The following is a 21,800-nucleotide window of genomic DNA, read 5'->3' as shown; positions in this document are numbered from 1 at the left end:
GGGAGGACATTGGACCGGTTCCGAGCCGGAAGTGGCCCAGGCGTTCGACCGCGTGGTCGAGGAGGGCACGATCCGACTCGCGCGTCCGTGGATCCCGCTGATCGTGACCGGGATAGTCGGCGGCATCGACGTCGGCACCGGCGTGCTGGCCTACCTGCTGGTCGAGCAGGTCACCGGACAGCCCCTGCTCGCCGGGCTCGCCTTCGGCATCGGCTTCGTGGCACTGCTGCTGGCCCGTAGCGAGTTGTTCACCGAGAACTTCCTGGTGCCGGTGACCGCCGTGGCCGCCGGGCGTAACACCGTGCGATCTCTGCTGCGGCTGTGGAGCGTGACCCTGGCCGGCAACCTGCTCGGCGGTTGGCTGGTGGCCTGGCTCATCACTCGCGCCTTCCCCGAGCTGCGCCGCACCGCCATCGAGACCGGCACCCACTACGCCACGCTCGGCATCAACCTGCGGTCGTTCACCCTGGCCGTGCTCGCCGGCATGGCAATCACCCTGATGACCCGGATGCAGCACGCCACCGAGAGCCTCGGCGTACGGCTGGTGCCGGCGCTGCTGTTCGGCGCGCTACTCACCGGCGGGCAACTCTTCCACAGCGTCCTCGACTCGATCATGATGTTCGCCGCCCTCACCGCCGGCCGCGCGCCCTTCGGCTACCTCGACTGGCTCGGCGCGCTCGGCTGGTCCGTGCTGGGCAACATCGTCGGTGGCGTCGGCCTCGTCACCGCCCTCCGACTGGCCCGGGTGTCCGGTGAGCTCGCCGACGAGCGTTCCCGGCAGCGGTGACCGACGACGGACGTGGCGCCGGTGCCGAGCAGCCGTTTGATGTTTCGGCACCCGGGTAGACCGCGACCCAGTCCGAAGGGTGGGCCAAGGGTCGGATCCACGTACCGATGTTGGGCTCCATCCGGTCCGCATGCGAGGCGAGGCCCGAGGAGTGCGGAATGGCCGATCCGGAGAGCCACAGCAGCAAGACGATGTCGGATCCGGACGTCGTCCTCCAGCTCCCGCAGGTCAAGGTCGAACAGATCTGCGTCGAGGTCGACGATCTGGACGCCTCCGTGGCACTGCGAGCGCGGCTGGGTAGCCTGCTCCAGCTCGACGTCGGCGTTCAGGCGCACCTCGGCACGGTAAAGATCGACATCAGGGGCGTTGAGGCCGAGGCGATGCTCGAGGTGCGGCTCGAGGAGCTCCGCGGCATTCTCGACAGCGCCCTTCGCACCATCGAGCGCAACCCTCAGATCATCGAGTCGCTGGTGAAGACCGTGGATACCGCCGTGAACCAGGTCGGGCAGACAGCGCAGCAGGCGCTCGGGCCCAACGGGCCGCTGTCGCAGACGCTGCAGCAGGCCACCCAGCAGGTTGGTCAACAGCTCGGGCAGGCCACCCAGCAATTGGCTGAGAACCGCGTGGCAGCAGCGGGTGGCGGCGGTGGGGGTGTGGGTGGCGTGCTCGGCGGACTTCCGGCCCGAGCGGCGTGGCAACGGTTGAAGAGGACCGTCCACAGCAGCCAACCACTGCGGCAGATCTCGGCGCGGCTGGTAGGACCGCAGGGGCAACAGCAGCGGAGCTGATCGACGTCCGTCCTGTTGCAGGGTGCGCCAACGTCACATGGCTTCGGCGTTGGCACGGCGTGGGCATCAGGACAGGCCGCCGCGTTGTCGCCAGCGATCACCGAGCCTGTACAGCCGGGGGGGGTGACGAGAACCAGGTCCATCGACTGCGCCGGCAGCGGCGTCCGCAGGCCGGCGGCGCCGTGCAGATGATGGCGGCCGCCGTCCGTGCCCGGCCGGACAACCTCGTCGATCTCGAACAGCTCGGCATCCTTGGCCGGAGCCGTCCCGCTCGAAAGCATGGGCGCCCGGGCAGGGGGTACCCACCGGGCATGGGTAGCCAGAAACGCAACAAGCATGACAGCGGCGGCGAGTCGGCGCGGGGCCGTCGGCACCCGGGCAGCGGAGCACGGGGTCGGCAGGGGGCAACGGTGGAGCACTCGCCGCACCAGCGACATGAGCGCACCGCGACCGGCTCGGCCGGCACCGAGCGCGACCATGGCCGGTCGAAGGCCGCCCGGGAGGGGCGGGTCAACCGCCAGGGTACGGCCTGACCCGCGGTTACCGGTTCTCCGTACGCTCGTCGGTCAGCTCCGCAGCGGCGGCAGCGGCGGCAGCTGCCGCACCGTCGGCTGACGCCCGGCGGTGCTCCCCGGTCGCATTCCGAGGCCCAGGCCCGCCGCATGATGTAGCCCCGCCACGGCTTCAACTCCCGTCGGCGCTTCGTGGCGGGCTGGCGGCAGGCAGGAGCTGCGCGGGCGGATACAGGTGTTGCTCGGCCAGATCGTCCAGGAAGGTCTGGCAGCATCCGACGAACCGGGCGAACTCGTCGAGATCCGCCTCGTCTTCCCCAGGGCGGTCCACCCCCCAGTCGCCGGCCGCGGCGGTCAAGCTCTGCCAGCGACGACGAGCGTCGGCGGCGTCCAGCGGACGGCGCAGGCACCGGGGGTCGCGCATCAGGAACCCGATGGCGTAGTGGTCGATGACGTGCTGAAGACGAAGCTGCAGTTCGCGCCCCTGCACACGGGCGTATGGGGCGGCGTCCGTGGCGATTCCCCACCGTGCCTGCAGGCACACCATCGCGGCGCCACGGATGAACGTGTGGAGTCCGGCCGACGGGTCGTTCGCCCGGAAGTAGTAGAGGAACGGGAAGCGCTGAGTGTCCTCGTCCACGGAGATCAGCCTGTCCTGCAGACTCTGGAGGTAGGAGCCTCCTCCCAGGACCACCAGCTCCGCCGCGCGTACCGGGTCGTCGGCCTGAGTCTGCACCGTACGTGCCGCGCTACTGATCTCTGAGGTGAGCGGGTAGATCGACAAGATGTACGTGATGGCCGCGGTGATCAGGCCGAAGCCCGCGGCGGCCTCGATGACCGTGATCAGGCGCAGTGTGTCCGTTCCACCGACGACGTCGCCGAAGCCCACCGTCGTCAAGGACATGCCGCTCACGTACAAGGCGTCGAGGAAATTCAGCGAACCGTAGGAACCCGAGGGCGAGTAGGAGAGCCCGGCCAGGTTCGGCAGGAACAACAGCGCGAAACCTGCCCACATGAGCGCCGTCCACACCACCACGATCGCCAGCACGGCGAGCATCCCCGCGCTCGACAGGATCCGCGGACGCCCGGCGCGGCGAGCCAACAAGCGGGTGACCGACCACACCCCGACTCCGGTCACGAGGGTGACCGGTCCACGGCGCGTGGGGTGCAGCACGGTCATCACCGCGTCCACGATCCCGAGGACTATGAGGAGAACCCCGGCGGTGACAGCCCACACCCGTGACCCCCAACCCGCACCGGAGCCTGGGGCCCGACGATGCAACGTGTCCATGCTGTCCGAACCGTTTCGACGGCACCGACGCTGCGGCCCAATCGCCCGTCCGGGTCCGCGTGCCACGTCTTTGTGCTGTCCATGCCTGTCACCGGCAGTCGTGCCGCTGCACTCGATTTCATCCGGCTGGTTGGTCGCGGATCATCGGATCTTCGCGGCGCAGCCCGTCGTCACCGATGCCACGTCGAGTCCTGCTCTCGGTCCGGGCCTACTCGTCCGTCAGCACATTATCCGCGACCGGGCTGCTCAGAAGGCCATTCCGGGATTCGTCACCGGGGCTCTACCGCCCTCGCGCAAGGCTATTGCCGGCCGGACGGCGACAGCCCGGCTCATCGAGCGTCGTCTCGGGGCGCGAGGCGCACTCGTCAAGGTAGGCCCGGGCGGTGACGGCGCCTTCGACGGCGGCGATCCGAACCGCGGCGCCGGCCCGGGACCCGAGCGTGGATCGTCGACGAGTCGCCACCCTCGCCACAGCCCGATCCGGTGATCGCTCGGGGTTTCCCCTGCACGACGCGGTCGAGCCGGAACGCTGAACGGGTGGAGCAGCGATCGGAGGGACCGGCGCGAAGGCGTCTGCTGTCGGTCAGGCGTGCCCTGTGGTCGCTGGCCGTCGGCGTCGTCGCCGGGATGGTCACCGCACTGCTCGGGGCGCCGGAGCTGACGCCGCTGGTGATCTGGACGATCGCGGCGGGCACGATCCTCGTCTGGGTGTGGCGGGCCTGCTGGTCGGCGGGTCCCGAGCGTACCGAGCAGCTTGCCGAGGCGGAGCAGCACTCCCGTTCCACCGACTCGGCGATCCTGATCGCGTCCGTCATCAGCCTCGCCGCCGTGGCCGAGGCGCTCGTCCGCGCCTCGAACCAGCAGGACACGGTGGCTGTCATGCTGGTGATCCTCAGCGTGGTCGCGGTGGTCCTGGCGTGGGCGCTGGTGAACACCGTCTTCGCATTCAAGTACGCCCGGCTGTACTACCGCGACGACGACGGCGGCATCGACTTCAAGCGGGACGATCCACCGGCGTACGCCGACTTCGCCTACGTCACCTTCACGGTCGGCATGTCCTACGCACCGGGCGAGAACGAACCGACCAGCAACCGCATGCGTCGGATCGCGCTCGGGCACGCGCTGCTCTCGTACGCCTTCGGAACCGGCATTCTGGCTGTTGCCATCAACCTGGTCACCAACCTGGGCCAGTCGTGAGCCCTTCGTGCTACTCGTTCAGCGGCGAGGAGCCGGTTATCGTGGGCGGCGGTGGGTAGCCACCGGACCGTGAACAGGCCAACCGACGACCTCGGCACCCGGTCGGACACCAGCCGCGCCATAGCGTTCAGCGACGCTGTCTTGGCCATCATCATCACGTTGCTCGTGGTGGATCTCCGGGTGCCGGACGTACCGCCCGGGCGCCTGCTGATCGGGCTGCTGGAGCAGTGGCCGGGTTACGTCGCCTATCTCGCCTCGTACGCCTACGTGGCCGTCGTCTGGCTGAACCACAAGGTCGCGTTCAACCGCGTCAAGGAGAGCGATCGGGGGCTGCACTGGGTGAACTTCTTCGTCCTGTTCACCACCGCGCTGCTGCCGTTCCCGACCGCCGTCGTTTCGGACGCGCTTCAGAAACACGACCAGCAGGACCAACGCGTGGCCGTCGCCTTCTACGCGCTGATCGGCGCGCTGCTCTGCGCGAGCTGGCTGGCGTTCTTCCACTACCTGGCCCGGCACAGAGACCTGCTCAAGGAGGGGGTCAGTGAACGGCACTTCCCCGCCGAGCGGGTGCGGGCGCTCGTCGGGGTCATCCTCTATGTCGCCGCTGGGCTCATCGGGTACCTGGTCGCACCGCTCGCCGGCCTGGTGATCTTCGCCGTGCTGCCGGTGTTCTACGCCGTCACCAGCGCCGGCCTCTACCAGGTGCCGCTCACCCGCCGGATCGCCCAACGCCGCCCCCCGGAGCCGGGGAGCTGACGGTCAGCACGGCGCCGGGCCTACCTCGGCCCGGCGCCGTCGGCCGAAACGGTCGGTGGGTGAAGCTGCTACAACATCTCCAGCGGTTGCGGGCCGGCCGGCGGCGGGAACGCCGTGTCGAGTGCCGCCATGTCCTCCTCAGCCAGATACAGGTCGTGTGCTTCCGCGTTTTCTCGGGTGTGGTCGGGCTTGGACGACCGGGGGATGGCCGCGACCCTCTCCTGTCGCAACAGCCAGGCCAGCGCCACCTGAGCGGGCGTGGCCTCGTGCCGGGCGGCGACCTCCGCGACCTGGGGGTGGCCGAGCAGTCGGCCCTGCTCGATCGGCGAGTACGCCATCACCGGGATCCGGTGCTCGCGTAGCCACGGCAGCAGGTCGTACTCGGGACCGCGGCGGGTGAGGTTGTACAGGATCTGGTTGGTCGCGCAGGCGTGTCCGCCCGCCGCGAGCAGCTCCGTCATGTCGGAAAGGCCGAAGTTGCTCACGCCCCACTGGCCGATGTCACCCGCGTCGACGAGTTCGGCGAACGCTTCGATCGTCTCGGCGAGGGGATTCGTGCCACGCCAGTGCAGCAGGTAGAGATCGATGTGGTCGACGCCGAGTCGTTGCAGGCTGCGGCGGCAGGCCTGCACGGTTCCCCGTCGGCTCGCGTTGGACGGCAGCACCTTGTCGACCAGGAAGACATCGGCGCGTCGTCCGACGATCGCCTCGCCGACGAGTTCCTCGGAGGCGCCGTCACCGTACATCTCCGCAGTGTCGATCATGGTCATCCCCAGGTCGAGCCCGGTGCGTAGGGCGGCGATTTCGTCCCGCCGCCTCTCGGGGCGCTCGCCGAGGTACCAGGTTCCCTGGCCGAGCACGGGCATCGTCTGGCCGGACGGCAGTTCGATCGCGGTGGTAGCGAGGGTCATAGCTCGACCTTTCCGGAGCCTGGGCACGAGTGGGTTGCCTGCGTTACCCGCCGCGACGGCCAGCACACCTGGTAGCGGACCGTTTCCGCGCAGGCCGGCTGTTTGCCGGTGTCCGCACCGGGAAGGCGACCGCGAGCGACCGATGCGCCGCCGGACCGGGCGGCGCCGCGAAGGGAGGCCGCAGAAATGGCGCAGAGCCAGCAGCCACTGACCGGCAAGCGAGTCACCGTCACCTCGTTCCCCAGTCTGCGCACCGACATCCGCAACGCCGGCGGGAACTGAGTCGACCAACAGGTACAGGTCGACAACGGCCTGGTCACCAGCCGCAGCCCCAGCGACCTTCCGGCCTTCTGCGCCAACAGCGTCGAGCCGACCTCCAACGGCTGGCGCGGTGGCACGAGTGCGCGAACGGTACGAGAGAAACATCAACGCCGCGGTCGATGAGCGGCTTGAGGTGGTTTCCGAGGGGTATCCCCGGCCCCTACGGGTCGCGCCCCGGACCGTCGTGAATCGGAATGCTCGGCCGGGTGCGACCGGATACGGAGGCTACCGGTGACTCGACTGGCAACCAGAGAGGCAATGGAGGCCGGGCAGGACGAAGTACAACGGCGGGGACGCGGGCTCGGCTGGATGAGTCTGGGTCTGGGCGTGGCACAGCTGGCGGCGCCGGAGACGGTGCGCCGGATCAGCGGCGTGGACGACTCCTCGACGTCCCGGGCGGTGGTACCGCTGGTCGGGGCGCGGGAGCTGGTACACGCGGCCGGGCTCCTGACGAGCCGGCGGAAGGGCATCTGGGTGTGGACCCGGGTTGTGGGCGACGCGATGGACCTGGCCTCGCTCGGGATTGCCATCGCCCGCCGCGACGGGCGCCGCCGGCGACGCCTCGTCGGTGTCACGGGCGCCGTCGTCGGAATCGCGGTGGTCGACCTACTGACCGCCGTGCAGGCATCCCGGTCGAAGAGAGCCGGCTCAGTACGGGCGGCGCGGAGCTCACGCCAAGGAGGTTCCATGGAGCTGACAGCCACGACGACCATCCGCAAACCCGCACCAGAGGTCTACGCGTTCTGGCGGGACCTGGACAACCTGCCGACCTTCATGGCACACCTTGAGGAGGTCCGCGCCACCGGTGACCGCACGAGCCACTGGTCCGCCAGCGCTCCGTTCGGCAAGAACGTCGAGTGGGACGCGGAGATCCTCGACGAGGCGACCGGTGAGAGGATCGCGTGGCGGTCGACCGGCAACGCCGACGTGCCGAACGCCGGCACGGTCCGGTTCGTGCCCGCCCCGGACGGGGTGAGCACCGAGGTGCACGTCGTTCTGTCGTACGACATCCCGGGCGGCGCGGTCGGCAAAGCAGTGGCCAAGTACTTCGGCGAGGAACCGCACCAGCAGCTCGACGACGACCTGCGCCGGCTCAAGCAGGTGCTGGAGACGGGCCAGGTCGTCCGATCCGAGGGCGCCCCGTGGGGTAAGCGGGCCCGCAAGGAGTTCCCGCAGCGGCCGGCGCAACCGCTGTCGGATTCCGAGTTCGCGAAGGGAGCGGACGCGTGAGGGCGAACACCTGGGCGGGCCGCAACAAGGTCAAGGTCCGTGACGTACCGGACCCCAGGCTCCTGAATGATCGAGATGCCGTCGTACGGATCACTTCCACCGCGATCTGTGGCTCGGACCTGCACCTGGTCGACGGGTACGTGCCCACGATGCAGGACGGCGACGTGATGGGTCACGAGTTCATGGGTGAGGTGATCGAGGTCGGCCGGGGCGTCGACCCCGGTCGGCTACGCGTCGGGGACCGGGTCGTCGTGCCGTTCCCGATTGCCTGCGGCGCGTGCGGCGCCTGCGCCGCCGACCTGTACTCGTGCTGCGAAAACTCCAACCCCAACGCCGGGATCGCGGAGAAGATGTTCGGCCACCCGGTCGCCGGGATCTTCGGCTACTCGCACCTGACCGGCGGCTTCGCCGGCGGTCAGGCACAGTACGCGCGGGTGCCGTTCGCCGACGTCGGTCCGCTGAAGATCGAGTCCGATCTGACCGACGAGCAGGTGCTGTTCCTCTCCGACATCCTGCCCACCGGCTACATGGGTGCCGAGATGTGCGACATCCAGCCCACCGACGTGGTGGCGGTGTGGGGCGCCGGCCCGGTCGGCCAGTTCGCCATGGACAGCGCCCGGGTGCTCGGCGCCGCGAAGGTGATCGCCATCGACAAGGAGCCGTACCGGCTGCAGATGGCCGAACGGGCGGGCCACACCACGGTGAACTTCGAGGAAGTGGACGTGCGTTCCCGGCTGCTGGAACTGACCGGTGGGCGGGGACCGGACAAGTGCATCGACGCGGTCGGCATGGAGGCCAGCCACGGCAGCATGCCCCTCTACGCCTACGACCGGGTCAAGCAGGCAGTCCGTTCGGAGACCGAGCGCCCACACGCCCTGCGCCAGGCGATCCTGTCGTGCCGCAGCGGTGGCATCGTGTCGGTGATCGGCGTGTACGGCGGCTTCCTCGACAAGTTCCCCGCCGGCGCCTGGATGAATCGGGCGCTGACCCTGCGTACCGGGCAGTGCCACGTGCAGCGCTACATGAAGCCGCTGCTGGAACGCATCGAACGCGGGGAGATCGATCCGACCCGGGTCATCACCCACACCCTGCCGCTCGACGAGGCCGAACGCGGCTTCGAGATCTTCAAGAACAAGCGGGAAAACTGCGAGAAGGTCGTCCTCAAACCCTGACCGCCACGCGGCATTCCGGCCACCACGGCGCGCGCCGTGGTGGCCGGGATGCGCGTCTGCGCGGAAGCGGCCCGACTGCGGCGCGCGGCTCATCGGCCCGCCGGTCAGGGTTGGTACGGAGTGCGGCCGGCGCCGACCGACGGCGCTGCTCAGCCGTCGGCCCCCAGTGCGACCACCGGGCTGACCCGCGACGCCCGACGGGCCGGCAGCACCCCGGCCAGCGCGGTCAGCACGACCAGTGCGACGAAGAGCCCGGCCAGCGGCAGCACCGGCGCGGTCAACGGCGCCTCGATCCCGAGGGCCCGCACCGCCAACCAGGCGTACGGGATGCCGAGCACCAGGCCGATGGTCGCGCCGATCACCCCGTACAGGCCGGACTCGACGGTCAACATGGTGCGCAGGCCGGTCCGGGACAGGCCGATCGCCCGGAGCAACCCGGACTCGCGGACCCGCTCCACCACCGAGAGCGCGGTCGTGGAGCCCACGCCGACGACCGCGATCAGCACGGTCAGCCCGACCAGACCGACCGCGACCAAGACCAGGGTGCGCACCAACGACTCGTTGCGGTCCCGTTCGTCCGCGAGCACCGCGAGGCCCACGTCCTGACTCCCCCCGATCGCCTGGCGCAGCGCCCGCACGCCGGCGGTGCGACCGTCCTCGCCGGTGCCGGCCGCGTCGGCCAGCAGACCGGTGTACGCGGCCGGCACGCCGAGCCGGTCCAGGTCGGACGGATCGGTGAGGATGCCCGCGTGCAGTGGGCCGTCCCCGGGCAGGACTGCGGCCACCCGCACGTCGACCCTGCGCCCGGCCATGGCGAGCGTGACGGTGTCACCGGCCCGCAGAGCGGCGTCCCGGGCGACCCAGTTGTTCAGCACGATCCGACCGGGGCCACGACCGGCCAGGCTGCCCTGGGCCACGTCCAGGTCACCGGTGGTGGGCAACGCCGTCAGGTCCAGGTCGTTGGTCGGGTAACCGGACTCGACGTCACCGAGCTTGTCGGCGCCGCGCATCAGGGTGACGCCGTCGACCCTCCGGTACGGCACCACCCGGGCCAGCGCGCCGCGCGCGGCCTCGGCCCGGGTCACGACAGCCGCCGGCAGCGTCCCACCGTTGCTGCGGACCTCGAAGTCGGTCGGCGCCGAGAGCGCCAGCTCGCGGTCGGCGAGGATCTGCAACGACGCACCGCCGATGACCACCCCGGAGGTCAGGGTCACGCCCAGCGCGACCACCACGGAGACCGCCGCCGCCCGGCGCGGCGTCCCGCCGATCCCACCGACCGACATCCTCCCGAGCGGCCCGAGCTGGCGCAGCGGCCAACCCACCACGGCCAGCACCGGCCGCACCAGCAGCGGACCGAGGGCCACCAGCGCGAAGAACGCCAGCGCACCCGACCCGACCAGCAGGAACAGCGGCACCGTCGGGTCGTAGTTCGACTGGTCCGGCTCCGGCAACTGGCTGACCGTCGCCGACCCGGCCAGGATCGCGCCGACGGCCAGGAGCAGCCCGGACACCAGACGCAGCATCCCGATGCCGCGCCGGCCGGCGGTGGTGCTCGACGCCCGCAGCGCCTCCAGCGGGGAGACCCGGGCGGCGGAGAGCGCCGGTGCCAGGACGGCCACCACGGTGATCACGACGGCGCCGATCACCACCGTGACCGCCGCCGCCACCGGCAGGCCCGGTGACGAGACCGCGCGGCCGGTGGTACGCAGGATCGCCGGCAGCGCGTACCCGAGGGCGAGGGCGCCGACAACCCCGACGACGCCGGCGACCAGGCCGGTCAGGGCTCCCTCGGCGGTCAGGGCCCGCACCAGGGTGCCCCGACTCGCCCCGACTGCCCGCAGCAACGCGAGTTGCCGCATCCGCTGGGCGAAGACGATGCGGAAGGTCGAGGTGACCACCAGCGCCGCCGCGACGACCGCGATGGAGACGAACATGCCGACCAGGATGAAGAGTCTCCCCACCTGCTCGGCCGCCGCGTTGGCCTCCGCCTCGCGCACCTCGGCGCCGGAGCGGATCGGCTGACCGGCGACCGCCGCGGCCACCCGTTGGCGGACGTCCTCCGTCGGGGTGCCGGGGGCCACCCGCACGTCGACGCGCTCCACGGCCGTCAGGCGCGCCCAGGCGGTCACGACGCTGTCCGGGGCGTACGCGTCGTAGCCGGCGTCCGCGCCGGTGTCGACAACGCCGGTCACGGTGAGTGGGGCGGGTGCGGTGAGTTCACCGCCGGTGCCGCTGGTGGTGGTACCGACCCGGAGCCCGAGCCGTTCGGCGGTACGCGGGGTGACCGCGATCTCGCCGGGCCGGTCCGGGTAGCTGCCCTCGACCACCCGGACCGTGGTCAGCGGGCCGTTGCCCGGATCGGACTGGAGATTGAGGTACCCCTCGCCGACGGAGACCCCGGTCGACACCCGGGCCACCGCCTCGGCGACACCGGGCACGGCCCGGACCTGCCGCACGTCCGTCACGGTGGGTGGCGGCACGTCGGGGCTGCCGATCACCAGGTCGGTGGCGGCCGGGGTGCCGCTCAGGTTGTCCCGCACGGTCCGTTCGGTGATCTGCTGCACCAGCACGGTTCCGAGGACGACGAAGGACGCGACCAGGATCGCCAGGCCGGTCAGGATCAGCCGGCCGGGCCGCCGGGCGGCGGCGCTCGCCTGCGTACGCAGCACGGTCCCCCTCATGCGCGGGCCGCCAGATCACGCAGCGCGTCGGTGACCGACACCTGGTTGGGCTTGTCGATGTCGCCGGCCAGCCGGCCGTCGGCGAGCAGCACCACCCGGTCGGCGTACCCGGCGGCGATCGGGTCGTGGGTGACCATGACGACGGTCTGGCCGAGATCGCGTACCGAGTCGCGCAGGATGGTGAGCACCTCCGCGCCGGAGCGGGAGTCGAGGTTGCCGGTCGGCTCGTCGGCGAAGACCACCTCGGGACGCGCCACCAGGGCCCGGGCCAGCGCCACCCGCTGCTGCTGTCCGCCGGACAGCTCGCTGGGCCGGTGACCGAGGCGGTCGGTGAGGCCCAGCACCCGCACCAGGTGCGCGAGAAGCTCCGGGTCGGGCTGCCGGCCGGCGAGATCCAACGGCAGGGTGACGTTCTGCGCGGCGGTGAGCTGCGGCAGCAGGTTGAAGGACTGGAAGACGAACCCGATCCGCTCCCGGCGTACCCGGGTCAACGTCCGGTCCGACTGGCCGGTCAGCTCCGTGCCGCCGAGCAGGACGCGGCCGGAGGTGGCGGTGTCGAGACCGGCGAGGCAGTGCATCAGGGTCGACTTGCCGGACCCGGACGAGCCCATGATGGCGGTGAACGCGGCCCGGCCGAAGCCGACCGAGACCCCGTCCAGGGCACGGACCGCGGTCTCGCCGCTGCCGTACACCTTCACCAGGTCGACCGCGGCGACCGCGGCGTGGCTGGTCTCCGGCGGGGCGTGGGTTGTCATTGTTCCTCCAGTGGCTGCGATGTGACCCGGGAAGCGTCGCCGGCAGCGGCGGGTGGGCGCATCGGCCCGCAGCCGGGTATCGCCGCCGCCGGGTCTGCCTTTCGGCCGATCCGCCACCTCCACCCGGCTGGCTACGCTGGGTCACCATGAGCACGCCGGATCTTCGACGCTGGTGGGTACGCCTGGCCCAGGCCGCCGGACTGGTGGCCATGGGGCTGCTCGCCCTCTTCGACCTGCGGTTCGGCGCGCCCGAGAGCCTGGCCGCCCTCCTGGTCCTGCTGGTGCGGATGGGGCTGGCGGTGGCGACGGTGCCGCTCTGGCTGCCGGTGCACCGGCTGGGCTCGCGTTGGCTGCCGCTGGCCGCGCTGGTGCTCGCCTGCGCCTCACTGGCCGTGACCGCGGCGACTCTGCTCCTCTTCGGCGGCGCTCAGCTGTTCAGCGGTAGCTGGGGGCTCGCCGAGTCGGCCGGGCTGATCGGGGCGGTCTTCGTGGTGGCCCGCTGGGGCGCGCCGCGGCTCGCCCCGTGGGCGGCGGTGGCCGCCGGTCTCGCTGTCGCCGCGATGCCGCTGCGCGTCGGCGCCGAGAACCTGCTGGTGATCTTCGGTCTGCTCCAGGTGCTCGCTGCGGCGGGCGCCGCCGGGGTGGGCCTCTACCTGCGGATCATGGCCGCCGGTCGGGAGCGGGCCATCGCGCTGGTCCGGGCCGAGCAGCGTGCCGAGTTCGCCCGGGACCTGCACGACTTCATCGCCCACCACGTCACCGGCATCGTGGTGCAGGCACAGGGCGCCCGGTTCGTCGCCGCGCAGGACCCGCAACGGGTGATCGTCGCGCTGGAGCAGATCGAGCGGGCCGGCGCGGAGACGATGGCCTCGATGCGGCGGATGGTCGGGATCCTGCGCAACCCGGACGCGCCGCCGGACGCACCGCTGGCTCCACTGGCCGGGGTGACCGAGCTGGAGCCGCTGCTGACCGGGTTCAACGGCGCGGCGAACGCGCCGGCACGGCTGCACGTCGAGGGCGACCTGAACGGACTGCCGGTGGAGGTCTCGACGTCGGCGTACCGGGTGGTGATGGAGGGGCTGACCAACACCCGCCAGCACGCGCCGGACGCGCGGTCCGTGGCCGTGGCCGTCCGGCGCACCCCGGACTGGTTACTGGTCCGGGTCGCCGACGACGGCGCGTCGCCGCGTACCGCGCCGGCCCGCGGGCACGGCTTCGGCCTGATCGGCCTCACCGAGCGGGTCCGTGCCCTCGGCGGCACGATCACCGCCGGGCCGGGCGTCGCCGGTGGTTGGGTGCTCGACGCGGCGTTTCCGCTGCACGTGGCGGTGACCCGGTGATCCGGGTGCTCATCGCCGATGACCAGGCCATGGTCCGGACCGGCTTCGGCATGATCATCGGAGCCCAGTCGGACATGGAGGTGGTCGGCGAGGCCGCCGACGGCGTCCAGGCCGTCGAACTGGCCCGACGACTGCGCCCGGACGTGGTGCTGTTGGACATCCGGATGCCCCGCCTCGACGGTCTTGAGGCACTGCGGCTGCTCGCCGGGCCGGGCGTCGCCGACCCGATCCGGGTGGTCGTGGTGACGACCTTCGACCTCGACGAGTACGTGCACACCGCGCTCTCCAACGGCGCGTGCGGTTTCCTGCTCAAGGACTCCGGCCCGGCCCTGCTGGTGGAGGCGGTCCGCGCGGCCGTCTCCGGTGACGCGCTGATCAGCCCGTCCATCACCGTACGACTGTTGGAGCACCTCAGCTCGCCCGCCCCGGCACGCGAGGACTCCGGCCTGTCCCCACGGGAACTCGACGTCGTGAAGCTGGTCGCCCAGGGCCTGACCAATGCCGAGATCGCCGCCCAACTCTTCATCGCCGTGGGCACGGTCAAGACCCACCTGGCCAGCGTGCAGATGAAGCTCAGCGCTCGCAACCGGGTCGAGATCGCCGCCTGGGCCTGGGAACGTCGCCTCGTCGGCTGAGGGATGTCCCGTAACCCCTGGTGTCTGTCTGTTGAGGATGGTCGGGCCGGATGCCGGGCGGCAGCCCGCCCAGTTCCGCACGCTGGTCCGGCTGGTCGCCGAGCGTGGCGCTCTCGTACATCGGCGCCTAACGCTTGTGCCGGCAATCCGCGCGCCTCGATCAAGCGTCCACACGCCCGCGCGGCTCGCTCATCGAGATCGGCTACGACGATGGCATAACCAGCGTGGGCAAGGCCAAGCGCGACTTCGCGTCCCGATCCATTGCCGGCGCCGGTAACGATCGCGGTACGAACCATGATCACGCTCTCCCCAGAAGTCGCCCGTCGTGGGTCGGCTCTTCCTACCCGCGGACTTGCCGTCTGAGACGCAAGCGGACACGGCCGATCGCCAGCGCCTCGGCGCAACTGGCTGGTTTGACCAAGCATCCGGATCTGCCGCCGACCGCGCCTGCTGTGGTACAGGCATTACGGCGTCGTGCTGTGCGGCAGTGCCACCCGTCGCGTGCCCACTCCGCGCCGCCCTGGGTGACGGTCCTGGGTCGGCCTCAGTCGCTCATCGTTGCCAAAGGAACGCGGCGTCGCCGCAGGATCGGCAACGAAATCCGTAACCACAGCCACCACCGCCGAAGTTCGCCGAGGTTCGGTAATCGTGTCCTTCCTCAAGCTGCACGATGAACGACATTGGTTGATCACAGACGGCGCAGTCGGGTGTCTCGTCGTTCTGCAGCCACGCCGGCCGACCACCGACCTGGCCCAGCACCTGCGGCACGGACCGACGGGTCTCGCGAGTCCAACGGTCCCGCGCTCCCAGATAGTCGTACCCCTCGATCTGTGCGAAGCCGATCGCGGACGTCTCGTCGAGCAGCGTGACGCCGTCATCGGGTACCGGGGCGGCCCGCGTGGCATCGGACCCGAACACGAAGGCGCTGTTTCCGCCCGCGGTGGCGTCCCATTCTTCGCAGAGCCCCGGCTCGTTCTGGCACATGAAGACCGACAGCAGACCGGTACTGCCGGGATCGGCGTCAGCGAGGCAGATCTGAGCCAGGAACTGCATCGGCCCTTCGCACTCGCGGCACCGAGGCCACTCGAACTCCGGCGGCGTGAGCGGGACTCCGCCCGTACGGGATCCCAACGCGTCTGCTGCCGCGGGGCCCGGCGTAGATCATCAGCTTCACCACGCGAGCAGGGTACGCGGCGCCCTTCGAACGAGCGGTCGGACGAATGCCGGTCTTCGGCTCGGCTGACAAGACTCACTGATTCGTCGCTGACTTCCCGAACCCCCTCCACACCGAGACTCTCGGTTACTCGTTCAGATAGCCGACTGCCGCGGAGCCGGATGCGATCCGGACGCGGTAGTCCCGACATTGCAGAGCCTGAGCCATCCTGCCCGCACCGGCAGGGTTGGCAGAGTGGACGTGGACGACGCCGATGTCGAACGGACGCCCTTCGAAGGCCGCACGCTCCCACACCTCCACAACCGGCCAGATCGTGTCGGCGCCACCGAGGTCGTGATCGAGCCACAGCTCTTCCAGCCGCTCGTCGCGGTGGCGTTCGAGGAGGGCGACCCCGGCGGCGCTGCTGCGTGCCACCGCGGCATTACGGCCATCAGCGAAGGAGCGCAGGTCGTCCACCAGAATGATTCGTCAAAGCTTGCTGCCGTCCACGAGACCATCGTGCCGCACCTCCTCGGGAGATCCGAGGGCTCAGGGACGATCACCTAGGCCATCGGGCGCACTCTTCTGCCGCGGATCGTGCGACTCGCGCTGCTTTCGGCCTGGCCGTCTGCGCGGTCGGCGAGTTGGTGTTCGGGGGTTCAGGTTTCGATCCGGATGCTCAGCTGAGCGCCGAGGTGACAGAATCCCAGCGCCCGCGCTACTCGGCGCGACGGTTCAGGTCGAGCCCGCCACTGCGGCAGCAGATGGTTCGCCAAGCCGTCCGCGACTGCTGCGGAGGCAACGGCACGCGCCAGCCCGCGCCCCCGTTGACTCGTTTCGGTAAGGACGCACATGTGGGCCGCTCCCGGCCAGCGTCGGTAGCCGGCCGCCGCGACGACGTCGTTGCCGTGGCGTACCACGAATGCGTCGGAGGTTATGTCGGCCAACCCGCATTCGTCCGCGTCGTCCACCGGGACAGAGGCCAGAAGCGCGGCGAGATCGGCATGCCCTGCGGGCAGCACCTCAACGGTATCGAATCCGGCCGGCTTGAAGTCGCACTCATCGAGATAGGCCAGGCTCGTCGGACCCAGTACCTCGGTGACCGGCAGGACAGCGCACAGCCGGTCAGCGTCGCTCAATGCCTCCAAGGGCAGACCGCGCAGCCCTTCGCGCACGATCCCGGCCCAACTGTCCGCCGATACGGTGACGATGGCGGCGTCGCCCAACGCGACGATCCCGACCCAGCCCGGTGGACAGAGCAGCGATCTGGCCGAGACGGCAACGGCAACGCCGCCAACAGCGGGGAAGGCCATCGCCACACCAGACATCTCGAGCCAGACCTCCCGAGCCCGAGCGAGCAACGGATCACCGGCCATAAACGCATCCTCATACCTGGTCCAGCTTCACCCCACCGAATTCGCATGCTGCCATGACCGTCGCGTGGGGCGCGGTGTCTCTGATCCAACCGGTCACTGTCTGTGCTGTCGGTCGGGATGATCGCCGATCGCGACGTCGGGGCTGGCGTTGAGAACGGTGGCGATCTCGTCCGGGAGCGGGTAGGCGTGCTCGACGGGCAGGTGAAGTGACCCCCTGAGACCGGACACCTCCTGACTTGGCATCCTGCCGAGGAGGAGGAAACCGCTGTGGCTCGACAGAGCAAGTACCGGGAGGAGTTCCGGCGCCAAGCGGCGGCGCTGGTGTTGGACTCCGGTCGCACGATCCGGGACGTGGGCCGGGAGCTCGGCGTCAACCACGAGACGCTGCGCAACTGGGTGGCGCAGTTGCGCCAGGAATGCGACGGTGGCATGCCCAGTGACCTGGCCGCTGACGAACGGGCTGAGCTGATCCGCTTGCGGCGTCAGGTTGCTCAGTTGGAGCTGGAGAAGGAGATCTTGAAAAAGCCGCGGTCTTCTTCGCACGCGAGACGGAGCGGTCAACCGGACCGATGTGTATCGGTTCATCGCCGCGGAGAAGACCACCTACCCGGTCCGTCTGCTCTGCCGGCTCCTCGGCGGCGGCCACAGCGCCTTCTACGACTGGCTGCGGGCAGGCCGGCAACGTGCCGTCGAGCGGGAACGCCAAGACCGGCACAGGGTCGAAGTGACCCGGCAGGCGTCGTCGGAGCATCGCGGCGTCTACGGCGCCCGACACACCAGGCAGCGAGCGACAACCGGGCTGAAGATGTCGTTGGATTCGCTTCGTGTGTCAGGGACGACGATGTAGTGAGCGCAGCGCGGAAACCGCGTCGGTGACGGCGAGCGCCCAGAGCACGAGCAGCGGCTGGAAGATCAGGCGGACCGCCCGTGCCGCGTCGGTGTCCAGGCCGAATCCGTCACGCCCTTCAGTGAACTGAGCGATGTTGCCCGGGAAGACCGCGACGAAGAAGGCCGCTACGACCGCCCCGGCGAGGCCGCGTACGGGCTGTCTCCAAGCGGCGAGCAGGGCCAACCCCAGACAGATCTCGACCACTCCAGAGGCGACGACGACGAGGTCGGCGTCGAGCGGGAGCCAGGAGGGCACCTGCGCCAGGAACTCCTGGCGCGCGACGGTCAGGTGGGCGGTGCCGGCAACAAGCAGCATCACGCCCAACGCGACCTGGCCGACCGCGCCCGTCAACCGTCGGGCAGACGTGGATGTCATGGTGTCTCTCCCGAGGCGTGAACGAGGCACGGTCGGCCGGCCCGCTGCGAGGGCGACTCCCACCACCCTACGGACACAAGAGGCGGTCCGGCCGGCTCCAGCCTCGTCTGTCGACTGGGCTTGAGGATTCTCCGTAGAGGTGACCGACCCTGCCGCCGACCATGGTCAGGTCCAGCGACGGACGGTTCGGCCGGTGGGCTCCCCACCACTTCCCATCCAAGGCTGTTCGGGAGACGCCAGGCGTGGTGAGCAGGCTACCCGCCGCTGGGGTGGGCTGAGACCACCGTTCACGCAGGCCATCGTGATGGATCACGCCGAGGCCCAGGCCGCAGCCATCCCGCGCCGTCCCGACGCTCCCCCGGTGATGTCGCGCAACGTGCGGTGCGCGGGACATTCGCAGGATGGCTGCAGCGGGTCCGGGCACCCGACGAGGGCAGACGTCAGCCGCTGGACCCCGTCGGCGTCGACCGGCCACGACCAGTCCATCTCCCACGGCTCCTCCCAGGGCGGGTGGAAGCAATCGTGATCAAAGTGCACCAGAAGGCCAGCCCCACACTCCGGGCAGGCCATCACGCTGCTCCAGCGGTAGTTGACCTGGTGCCCCGAGGCACCGTGCGGAACGCCCCAGCAACTGATGATCACCACCGTGCGCTGATCCGCCCGGCATACGACGCAGATGCCCATGGCTGCCCCTCCCTGCCGTACGCCCGCAACCACACGTAGCGCCGGAAGCCAGGGAGGCCGCAGCCGCAGGCGAGCTTGCGCTCGGCGGGTGCTTCTTCCGCCAGGGCCTGACCAACCTGGTCTGGGACAAGCTCACCTCCCGGCGAGCAGATCCGCACGCTGGCGCCACCCCGCGGCCCGTGGACGCGGCTGGGGTCGCCGCCACGGCATTCGTCCCCTCGGACGGCGCCCGGGCAGCAGCGCCACTCTCGCCGGCACCGGCCGCCCGCCCACGGGGTTGCCCACCACGCCTACGTTCACGAGCGGTGATCGCCGTAGACGGACGCGCGTGACACCGCCGGACAGGTGCTAAGCGGCAGCCAGGCGCGAGCAGACGCATTCGACCAAGCCGATTAGATTGGCTCAATGGCCATGCTCGCGCCTTCATCGCACGATCCGGAGCGTTCTCCTCGCAAGCGCCAGACACTGCGCGTCGTGGCTGGACTCTTCATCACATTGGCGCCGGTCCTACTCGGGACCGTGCTTGCGCTCGCCGACAAGATGCGCGCACCGCTGTGGGTGATCCTCGGCCTCACCGCGGCGTCCGGTGTCGGCGCTCTGGCGGTGGCGACCCGTGATCACCTGATGGCCGCTCGACCCACCGCGGGACTTCGGGCGCCGGGTCGCCTGGAAATTACCGCGATAAAGGTGAAACGTCTGCCGGGCGACCCGCTGTACGAACTTGACTTCCGAGTGAGCAACACCGGCGGCTCCACTGTCTCCGTGCATGCACTCACATTGCGGGTTGAGCGGGCCGAGGTCGAGGCTGTGCACTGGGGCGTGGAAGAGGTGACCGCCCACTACGAGATGGACATAAGCGGCCTCCGCGAGGGCGGCTCGGCGTCCGCTGACCTTGCTCAGCGGATCGAGCCCGGTGACAGCGACCGCTTCGTGGTTCGAGTGCTGCACTCGACCAGTTTCCTCTATACGACGTTCGCACTGCGACCGACGCTCGCGACCAACTTCGGACCGGTGCTGGGCCCGCTCGTCGCGCTCATCGGTCGGGAGTGATGAGCATGAGCCATTTTCATCGTGATGAAGGGCTCCTGAGCAGGCACGCGGTGGTGTGTCGCTGCTCGAAGTAGGACGAAGCTCCCGGTAGGACAGCAGTCGACCAAGACGCACTGCCCAGCACGGGAGCTTCGTTGCTGACCTATCCTGTCAGCATCCCGCTGTCCACGCGTAGCCTGACCCGCCTGACCGAGTTGATCCGCGACCGACGCCGCGCGCTCGGTGGGCGCTGGCGCCGGCTACCCGTGCAGCAGCAGGCACTGATGGCCCTGGCCCACCTGCGCAACGGCGACACCCTCACGCGGCTGGCCGCCGGCTTCGAGGTGTCTGTGACCACCGCGTGGCGCTGCCTACGCGAGGCCGTCGACCTGCTCGCCGCCTGCGCCGACGATCTCGCCGCCGTCATGCGCCGGGCTGCACGGCTGGCCTACGCGATCCTCGACGGCACGCTGATCCGATCGTCCAGGTCGCCGACCAACGGCCCTACTACTCCGGCGAGCACAAGCGCCACGGCGTCAACGTCCAGGTCATCCTGGCGTCCCTGTCTGTGCTGCTGTCAGGAGAATGCCGGTGAGGCCCTCCTCGAACAGCAGGTCGTCGTTCCACTGGGTGTCGTCGAGATGGCCAGAGGCGTTGAGGGTCGGATAGGAACTGGCGCTCGCGGCGATATAGTCGCGGGCTGCGGCCCTCGCCTGAGGGTCCGCGGTCTGGTGCCACGTGGCTTCCGTGAGCGAGGCGCCGATGACGTAGTTGGCCAGCATTCGTGTGGCCACCGCGAGCCGAAGTCCGCAACAGCCACCGCTCACGAGCGCCGATTGCAGGAACTCGGTACGGGCTAGGACGTTGGGCCCGAGCATCGGCCGTCCGACCAGCCTTGGCGCCCAGGGATGGCGCAGCATGGCGCCGCGCCAGGCTCGGGCGAGGACGCGGATGTCCTCTAGCCAGTTGTCGCTCACGTCCGGAATTGGCACATCGCCGAAGATCCGGTCAACGGCCAAGTCCAGGACGTCATCCTTCGTCTTCACGTGCCAGTACAACGCGGTAGCCGTTACGTCGAGCTGCTGGGCGAGGCAGCGCATCGTTAGGCCCTCGATGCCGTGCACGTCGAGCAGAGTCACGCCTGCGTCCACAATTCGCTCAAGGGTCAGCGGCGGTTTCCGTCGTACACGCGACGGCTCCGCACGTAGCCATACCGACGAGGAAGTGCGGCTATCCCGTTGCCCGGCCGGCCTCCTCGGCGCACCCGGCTCTGCGGTGGTCATGGAACCACCCTAGTACGGTGGACAGGCAACTTAACAACGGTAAGCTGATTGGACGTATGAAGGTAGGCCCTGACGGGCGGGCAAGGAGGTCTCGTCATGCCTCTGCTGCGAGTCCACCTCGACAGTGACCGGATCACTGCTCGTCGCGTTCTGCAACTGCATCAGGAGGGCAAAACCCATCACGAGTCGCGGGAAGCGGCCCGGGAGCAGGTGTGGCGACAGGGTCGCACTCCGGCCGGTGACCCGATCTTTGTCGGCCTCACGAACGGTCGTCGCAACGTACAGCTGCTCTACGACGTAGAGGTCTACTCCGACACAGTGCGTTGACCACCCGGCCCCGCGTCACGCAGCTGGCGGCTCATACCTCGCATGAGGCCACTGAGCTGTGGAAGACGGAGGATGAAATAGGCTTAGGAGTCAGCATGCGAAGTCCAACGGCATCTACGCCGGCACCCTCGCGCGGTTGCCGCTGATCGACCCGGACGGGCCACGGTCCCGTCAGTTGCCGGACGCCGCCGCGGCCGCGCTGCGCCGTCGGGTGCGGCTGATGCCCCGACACCGACGGGTGCCGGTTCTTTCACGCCTGCAGGAACGGCCCGACCACTGCCCACTGACCATCGGTCAGGTCACTCGGA

General features: G+C 69.9%; 22 protein-coding genes and 2 pseudogenes. 12 read left to right on the top strand and 12 right to left on the bottom strand.

Features of this window, described 5'->3' with window-relative positions; genetic code table 11:
• Nucleotides 1–31: 31 nt before the first annotated feature.
• Nucleotides 32–787, top strand: a complete 756-nt coding sequence (locus D7223_RS12290; RefSeq protein WP_238161863.1) for a formate/nitrite transporter family protein — start codon at nucleotides 32–34, stop codon at nucleotides 785–787.
• Between the two features lie 158 nt (nucleotides 788–945).
• The gene (locus tag D7223_RS12285; RefSeq protein ID WP_120728344.1) at nucleotides 946–1,575 is read left to right on the top strand and encodes a thioesterase; all 630 of its coding nucleotides are present in this window, start codon (nucleotides 946–948) and stop codon (nucleotides 1,573–1,575) included.
• Between the two features lie 684 nt (nucleotides 1,576–2,259).
• Here the strand turns inward: D7223_RS12285 and D7223_RS12280 are convergent.
• Entirely contained in the window at nucleotides 2,260–3,279 is a 1,020-nt protein-coding gene (locus tag D7223_RS12280) for a potassium channel family protein (protein ID WP_158610869.1), read from the bottom strand.
• Between the two features lie 636 nt (nucleotides 3,280–3,915).
• On the opposite strand from D7223_RS12280, the gene D7223_RS12275 reads away from it, so the two are divergent.
• Nucleotides 3,916–4,575: a DUF1345 domain-containing protein gene (locus D7223_RS12275; RefSeq protein WP_202864625.1), complete on the top strand. Its 660-nt coding sequence runs from the start codon at nucleotides 3,916–3,918 to the stop codon at nucleotides 4,573–4,575.
• 69 nt (nucleotides 4,576–4,644) lie between these two features.
• Nucleotides 4,645–5,331, top strand: coding sequence for a TMEM175 family protein (locus D7223_RS12270; RefSeq protein WP_202864624.1), 687 nt, complete (start codon nucleotides 4,645–4,647; stop codon nucleotides 5,329–5,331).
• A gap of 68 nt (nucleotides 5,332–5,399) precedes the next feature.
• On the opposite strand, the gene D7223_RS12265 is transcribed toward D7223_RS12270, so the two are convergent.
• A complete protein-coding gene (locus D7223_RS12265) occupies nucleotides 5,400–6,308 on the bottom strand; it encodes an aldo/keto reductase (RefSeq protein WP_238161861.1) in 909 nt (302 codons plus the stop codon).
• Between the two features lie 942 nt (nucleotides 6,309–7,250).
• Here D7223_RS12265 and D7223_RS33200 point away from each other — a divergent pair.
• Nucleotides 7,251–7,793 (top strand): SRPBCC family protein, encoded by a 543-nt coding sequence (locus tag D7223_RS33200; protein WP_202864623.1) that lies wholly within the window; start codon nucleotides 7,251–7,253, stop codon nucleotides 7,791–7,793.
• Nucleotides 7,790–8,965, top strand: a complete 1,176-nt coding sequence (locus D7223_RS12250; protein WP_120728334.1) for a zinc-dependent alcohol dehydrogenase — start codon at nucleotides 7,790–7,792, stop codon at nucleotides 8,963–8,965. Before D7223_RS33200 ends, D7223_RS12250 begins: the two co-directional genes overlap by 4 nt.
• Before the next feature lie 149 nt (nucleotides 8,966–9,114).
• Here D7223_RS12250 and D7223_RS12245 read toward each other — a convergent pair whose 3' ends face one another.
• Both D7223_RS12245 and D7223_RS12240 read right to left on the bottom strand, forming a co-directional pair.
• Nucleotides 9,115–11,646 (bottom strand): FtsX-like permease family protein, encoded by a 2,532-nt coding sequence (locus D7223_RS12245; RefSeq protein WP_120728333.1) that lies wholly within the window; start codon nucleotides 11,644–11,646, stop codon nucleotides 9,115–9,117.
• The gene (locus D7223_RS12240) at nucleotides 11,643–12,401 is read right to left on the bottom strand and encodes an ABC transporter ATP-binding protein (protein ID WP_120728331.1); all 759 of its coding nucleotides are present in this window, start codon (nucleotides 12,399–12,401) and stop codon (nucleotides 11,643–11,645) included. Before D7223_RS12240 ends, D7223_RS12245 begins: the two co-directional genes overlap by 4 nt.
• A gap of 146 nt (nucleotides 12,402–12,547) precedes the next feature.
• Between D7223_RS12240 and D7223_RS12235 the strand changes: the two genes are divergently transcribed.
• The gene (locus D7223_RS12235; protein ID WP_120728329.1) at nucleotides 12,548–13,741 is read left to right on the top strand and encodes a sensor histidine kinase; all 1,194 of its coding nucleotides are present in this window, start codon (nucleotides 12,548–12,550) and stop codon (nucleotides 13,739–13,741) included.
• Nucleotides 13,738–14,376 carry a response regulator gene (locus tag D7223_RS12230; RefSeq protein WP_120728327.1) on the top strand — a complete coding sequence of 213 codons (639 nt, stop codon included), beginning with the start codon at nucleotides 13,738–13,740 and terminating at the stop codon, nucleotides 14,374–14,376. The genes D7223_RS12235 and D7223_RS12230 overlap by 4 nt, the downstream gene beginning before the upstream one ends.
• Before the next feature lie 113 nt (nucleotides 14,377–14,489).
• Here D7223_RS12230 and D7223_RS34255 read toward each other — a convergent pair.
• The 5 genes and pseudogenes from D7223_RS34255 to D7223_RS33025 all read right to left on the bottom strand — a co-directional run.
• Nucleotides 14,490–14,672: pseudogene (locus D7223_RS34255) on the bottom strand (SDR family NAD(P)-dependent oxidoreductase); the annotation flags it as partial.
• Between the two features lie 256 nt (nucleotides 14,673–14,928).
• The gene (locus D7223_RS12220) at nucleotides 14,929–15,507 is read right to left on the bottom strand and encodes a DUF1963 domain-containing protein (protein WP_120728325.1); all 579 of its coding nucleotides are present in this window, start codon (nucleotides 15,505–15,507) and stop codon (nucleotides 14,929–14,931) included.
• 169 nt (nucleotides 15,508–15,676) lie between these two features.
• Entirely contained in the window at nucleotides 15,677–16,015 is a 339-nt protein-coding gene (locus tag D7223_RS12215; RefSeq protein WP_120728322.1) for a cyclic-phosphate processing receiver domain-containing protein, read from the bottom strand.
• A gap of 173 nt (nucleotides 16,016–16,188) precedes the next feature.
• Nucleotides 16,189–16,905 carry a GNAT family N-acetyltransferase gene (locus D7223_RS12210; protein WP_120728320.1) on the bottom strand — a complete coding sequence of 239 codons (717 nt, stop codon included), beginning with the start codon at nucleotides 16,903–16,905 and terminating at the stop codon, nucleotides 16,189–16,191.
• A 93-nt stretch (nucleotides 16,906–16,998) separates the two neighbouring features.
• Nucleotides 16,999–17,283, bottom strand: a complete 285-nt coding sequence (locus tag D7223_RS33025) for a hypothetical protein (RefSeq protein ID WP_186832450.1) — start codon at nucleotides 17,281–17,283, stop codon at nucleotides 16,999–17,001.
• Between D7223_RS33025 and D7223_RS34250 the strand changes: the two genes are divergently transcribed.
• Nucleotides 17,173–17,781, top strand: coding sequence for a transposase (locus D7223_RS34250; RefSeq protein WP_158610868.1), 609 nt, complete (start codon nucleotides 17,173–17,175; stop codon nucleotides 17,779–17,781). The two genes, D7223_RS33025 and D7223_RS34250, sit on opposite strands and share 111 nt — an antisense overlap.
• Here D7223_RS34250 and D7223_RS12200 read toward each other — a convergent pair.
• Together D7223_RS12200 and D7223_RS12195 are read right to left on the bottom strand one after the other, a co-directional pair.
• The gene (locus D7223_RS12200) at nucleotides 17,735–18,169 is read right to left on the bottom strand and encodes a DoxX family protein (RefSeq protein ID WP_120728316.1); all 435 of its coding nucleotides are present in this window, start codon (nucleotides 18,167–18,169) and stop codon (nucleotides 17,735–17,737) included. The genes D7223_RS34250 and D7223_RS12200 overlap by 47 nt on opposite strands.
• 309 nt (nucleotides 18,170–18,478) lie before the next feature.
• Nucleotides 18,479–18,853 carry a hypothetical protein gene (locus tag D7223_RS12195; protein ID WP_120728314.1) on the bottom strand — a complete coding sequence of 125 codons (375 nt, stop codon included), beginning with the start codon at nucleotides 18,851–18,853 and terminating at the stop codon, nucleotides 18,479–18,481.
• Between the two features lie 405 nt (nucleotides 18,854–19,258).
• Here D7223_RS12195 and D7223_RS12190 point away from each other — a divergent pair, with 405 nt between their 5' ends.
• Complete coding sequence (locus D7223_RS12190; RefSeq protein ID WP_147252491.1) at nucleotides 19,259–19,903, top strand: hypothetical protein; 645 nt, start codon at nucleotides 19,259–19,261, stop codon at nucleotides 19,901–19,903.
• Between the two features lie 134 nt (nucleotides 19,904–20,037).
• A pseudogene (locus D7223_RS12185) lies at nucleotides 20,038–20,435 on the top strand (transposase family protein); the annotation flags it as partial.
• On the opposite strand, the gene D7223_RS12180 reads toward D7223_RS12185, so the two are convergent.
• Nucleotides 20,431–21,165, bottom strand: coding sequence for a TetR/AcrR family transcriptional regulator (locus tag D7223_RS12180; RefSeq protein ID WP_120728309.1), 735 nt, complete (start codon nucleotides 21,163–21,165; stop codon nucleotides 20,431–20,433). The pseudogene D7223_RS12185 and the gene D7223_RS12180 overlap by 5 nt on opposite strands.
• 96 nt (nucleotides 21,166–21,261) lie before the next feature.
• Here D7223_RS12180 and D7223_RS12175 point away from each other — a divergent pair, with 96 nt between their 5' ends.
• Nucleotides 21,262–21,492 (top strand): hypothetical protein, encoded by a 231-nt coding sequence (locus D7223_RS12175; protein ID WP_120728308.1) that lies wholly within the window; start codon nucleotides 21,262–21,264, stop codon nucleotides 21,490–21,492.
• Nucleotides 21,493–21,800: the final 308 nt, after the last annotated feature.

The sequence above is a fragment of the Micromonospora endolithica genome, from assembly GCF_003626595.1.
Taxonomy (GTDB): Bacteria; Actinomycetota; Actinomycetes; order Mycobacteriales; family Micromonosporaceae; genus Micromonospora; species Micromonospora endolithica.
This window is presented reverse-complemented; position numbering and strand designations above follow the sequence as displayed.

Bases quoted from the DNA above. Each gene is read 5' to 3' on its own strand.
- D7223_RS12180 (WP_120728309.1), bottom strand. From the start codon at position 21,165: ATGACCACCGCAGAGCCGGGTGCGCCGAGGAGGCCGGCCGGGCAACGG.
- D7223_RS12285 (WP_120728344.1), top strand. From the start codon at position 946: ATGGCCGATCCGGAGAGCCACAGCAGCAAGACGATGTCGGATCCGGAC.
- D7223_RS33200 (WP_202864623.1), top strand. From the start codon at position 7,251: ATGGAGCTGACAGCCACGACGACCATCCGCAAACCCGCACCAGAGGTC.
- D7223_RS12210 (WP_120728320.1), bottom strand. From the start codon at position 16,905: ATGGCCGGTGATCCGTTGCTCGCTCGGGCTCGGGAGGTCTGGCTCGAG.
- D7223_RS12190 (WP_147252491.1), top strand. From the start codon at position 19,259: ATGGCCATGCTCGCGCCTTCATCGCACGATCCGGAGCGTTCTCCTCGC.
- D7223_RS12175 (WP_120728308.1), top strand. From the start codon at position 21,262: ATGCCTCTGCTGCGAGTCCACCTCGACAGTGACCGGATCACTGCTCGT.
- D7223_RS12235 (WP_120728329.1), top strand. From the start codon at position 12,548: ATGAGCACGCCGGATCTTCGACGCTGGTGGGTACGCCTGGCCCAGGCC.
- D7223_RS12245 (WP_120728333.1), bottom strand. From the start codon at position 11,646: ATGAGGGGGACCGTGCTGCGTACGCAGGCGAGCGCCGCCGCCCGGCGG.
- D7223_RS12195 (WP_120728314.1), bottom strand. From the start codon at position 18,853: ATGGGCATCTGCGTCGTATGCCGGGCGGATCAGCGCACGGTGGTGATC.
- D7223_RS12240 (WP_120728331.1), bottom strand. From the start codon at position 12,401: ATGACAACCCACGCCCCGCCGGAGACCAGCCACGCCGCGGTCGCCGCG.
- D7223_RS12200 (WP_120728316.1), bottom strand. From the start codon at position 18,169: ATGACATCCACGTCTGCCCGACGGTTGACGGGCGCGGTCGGCCAGGTC.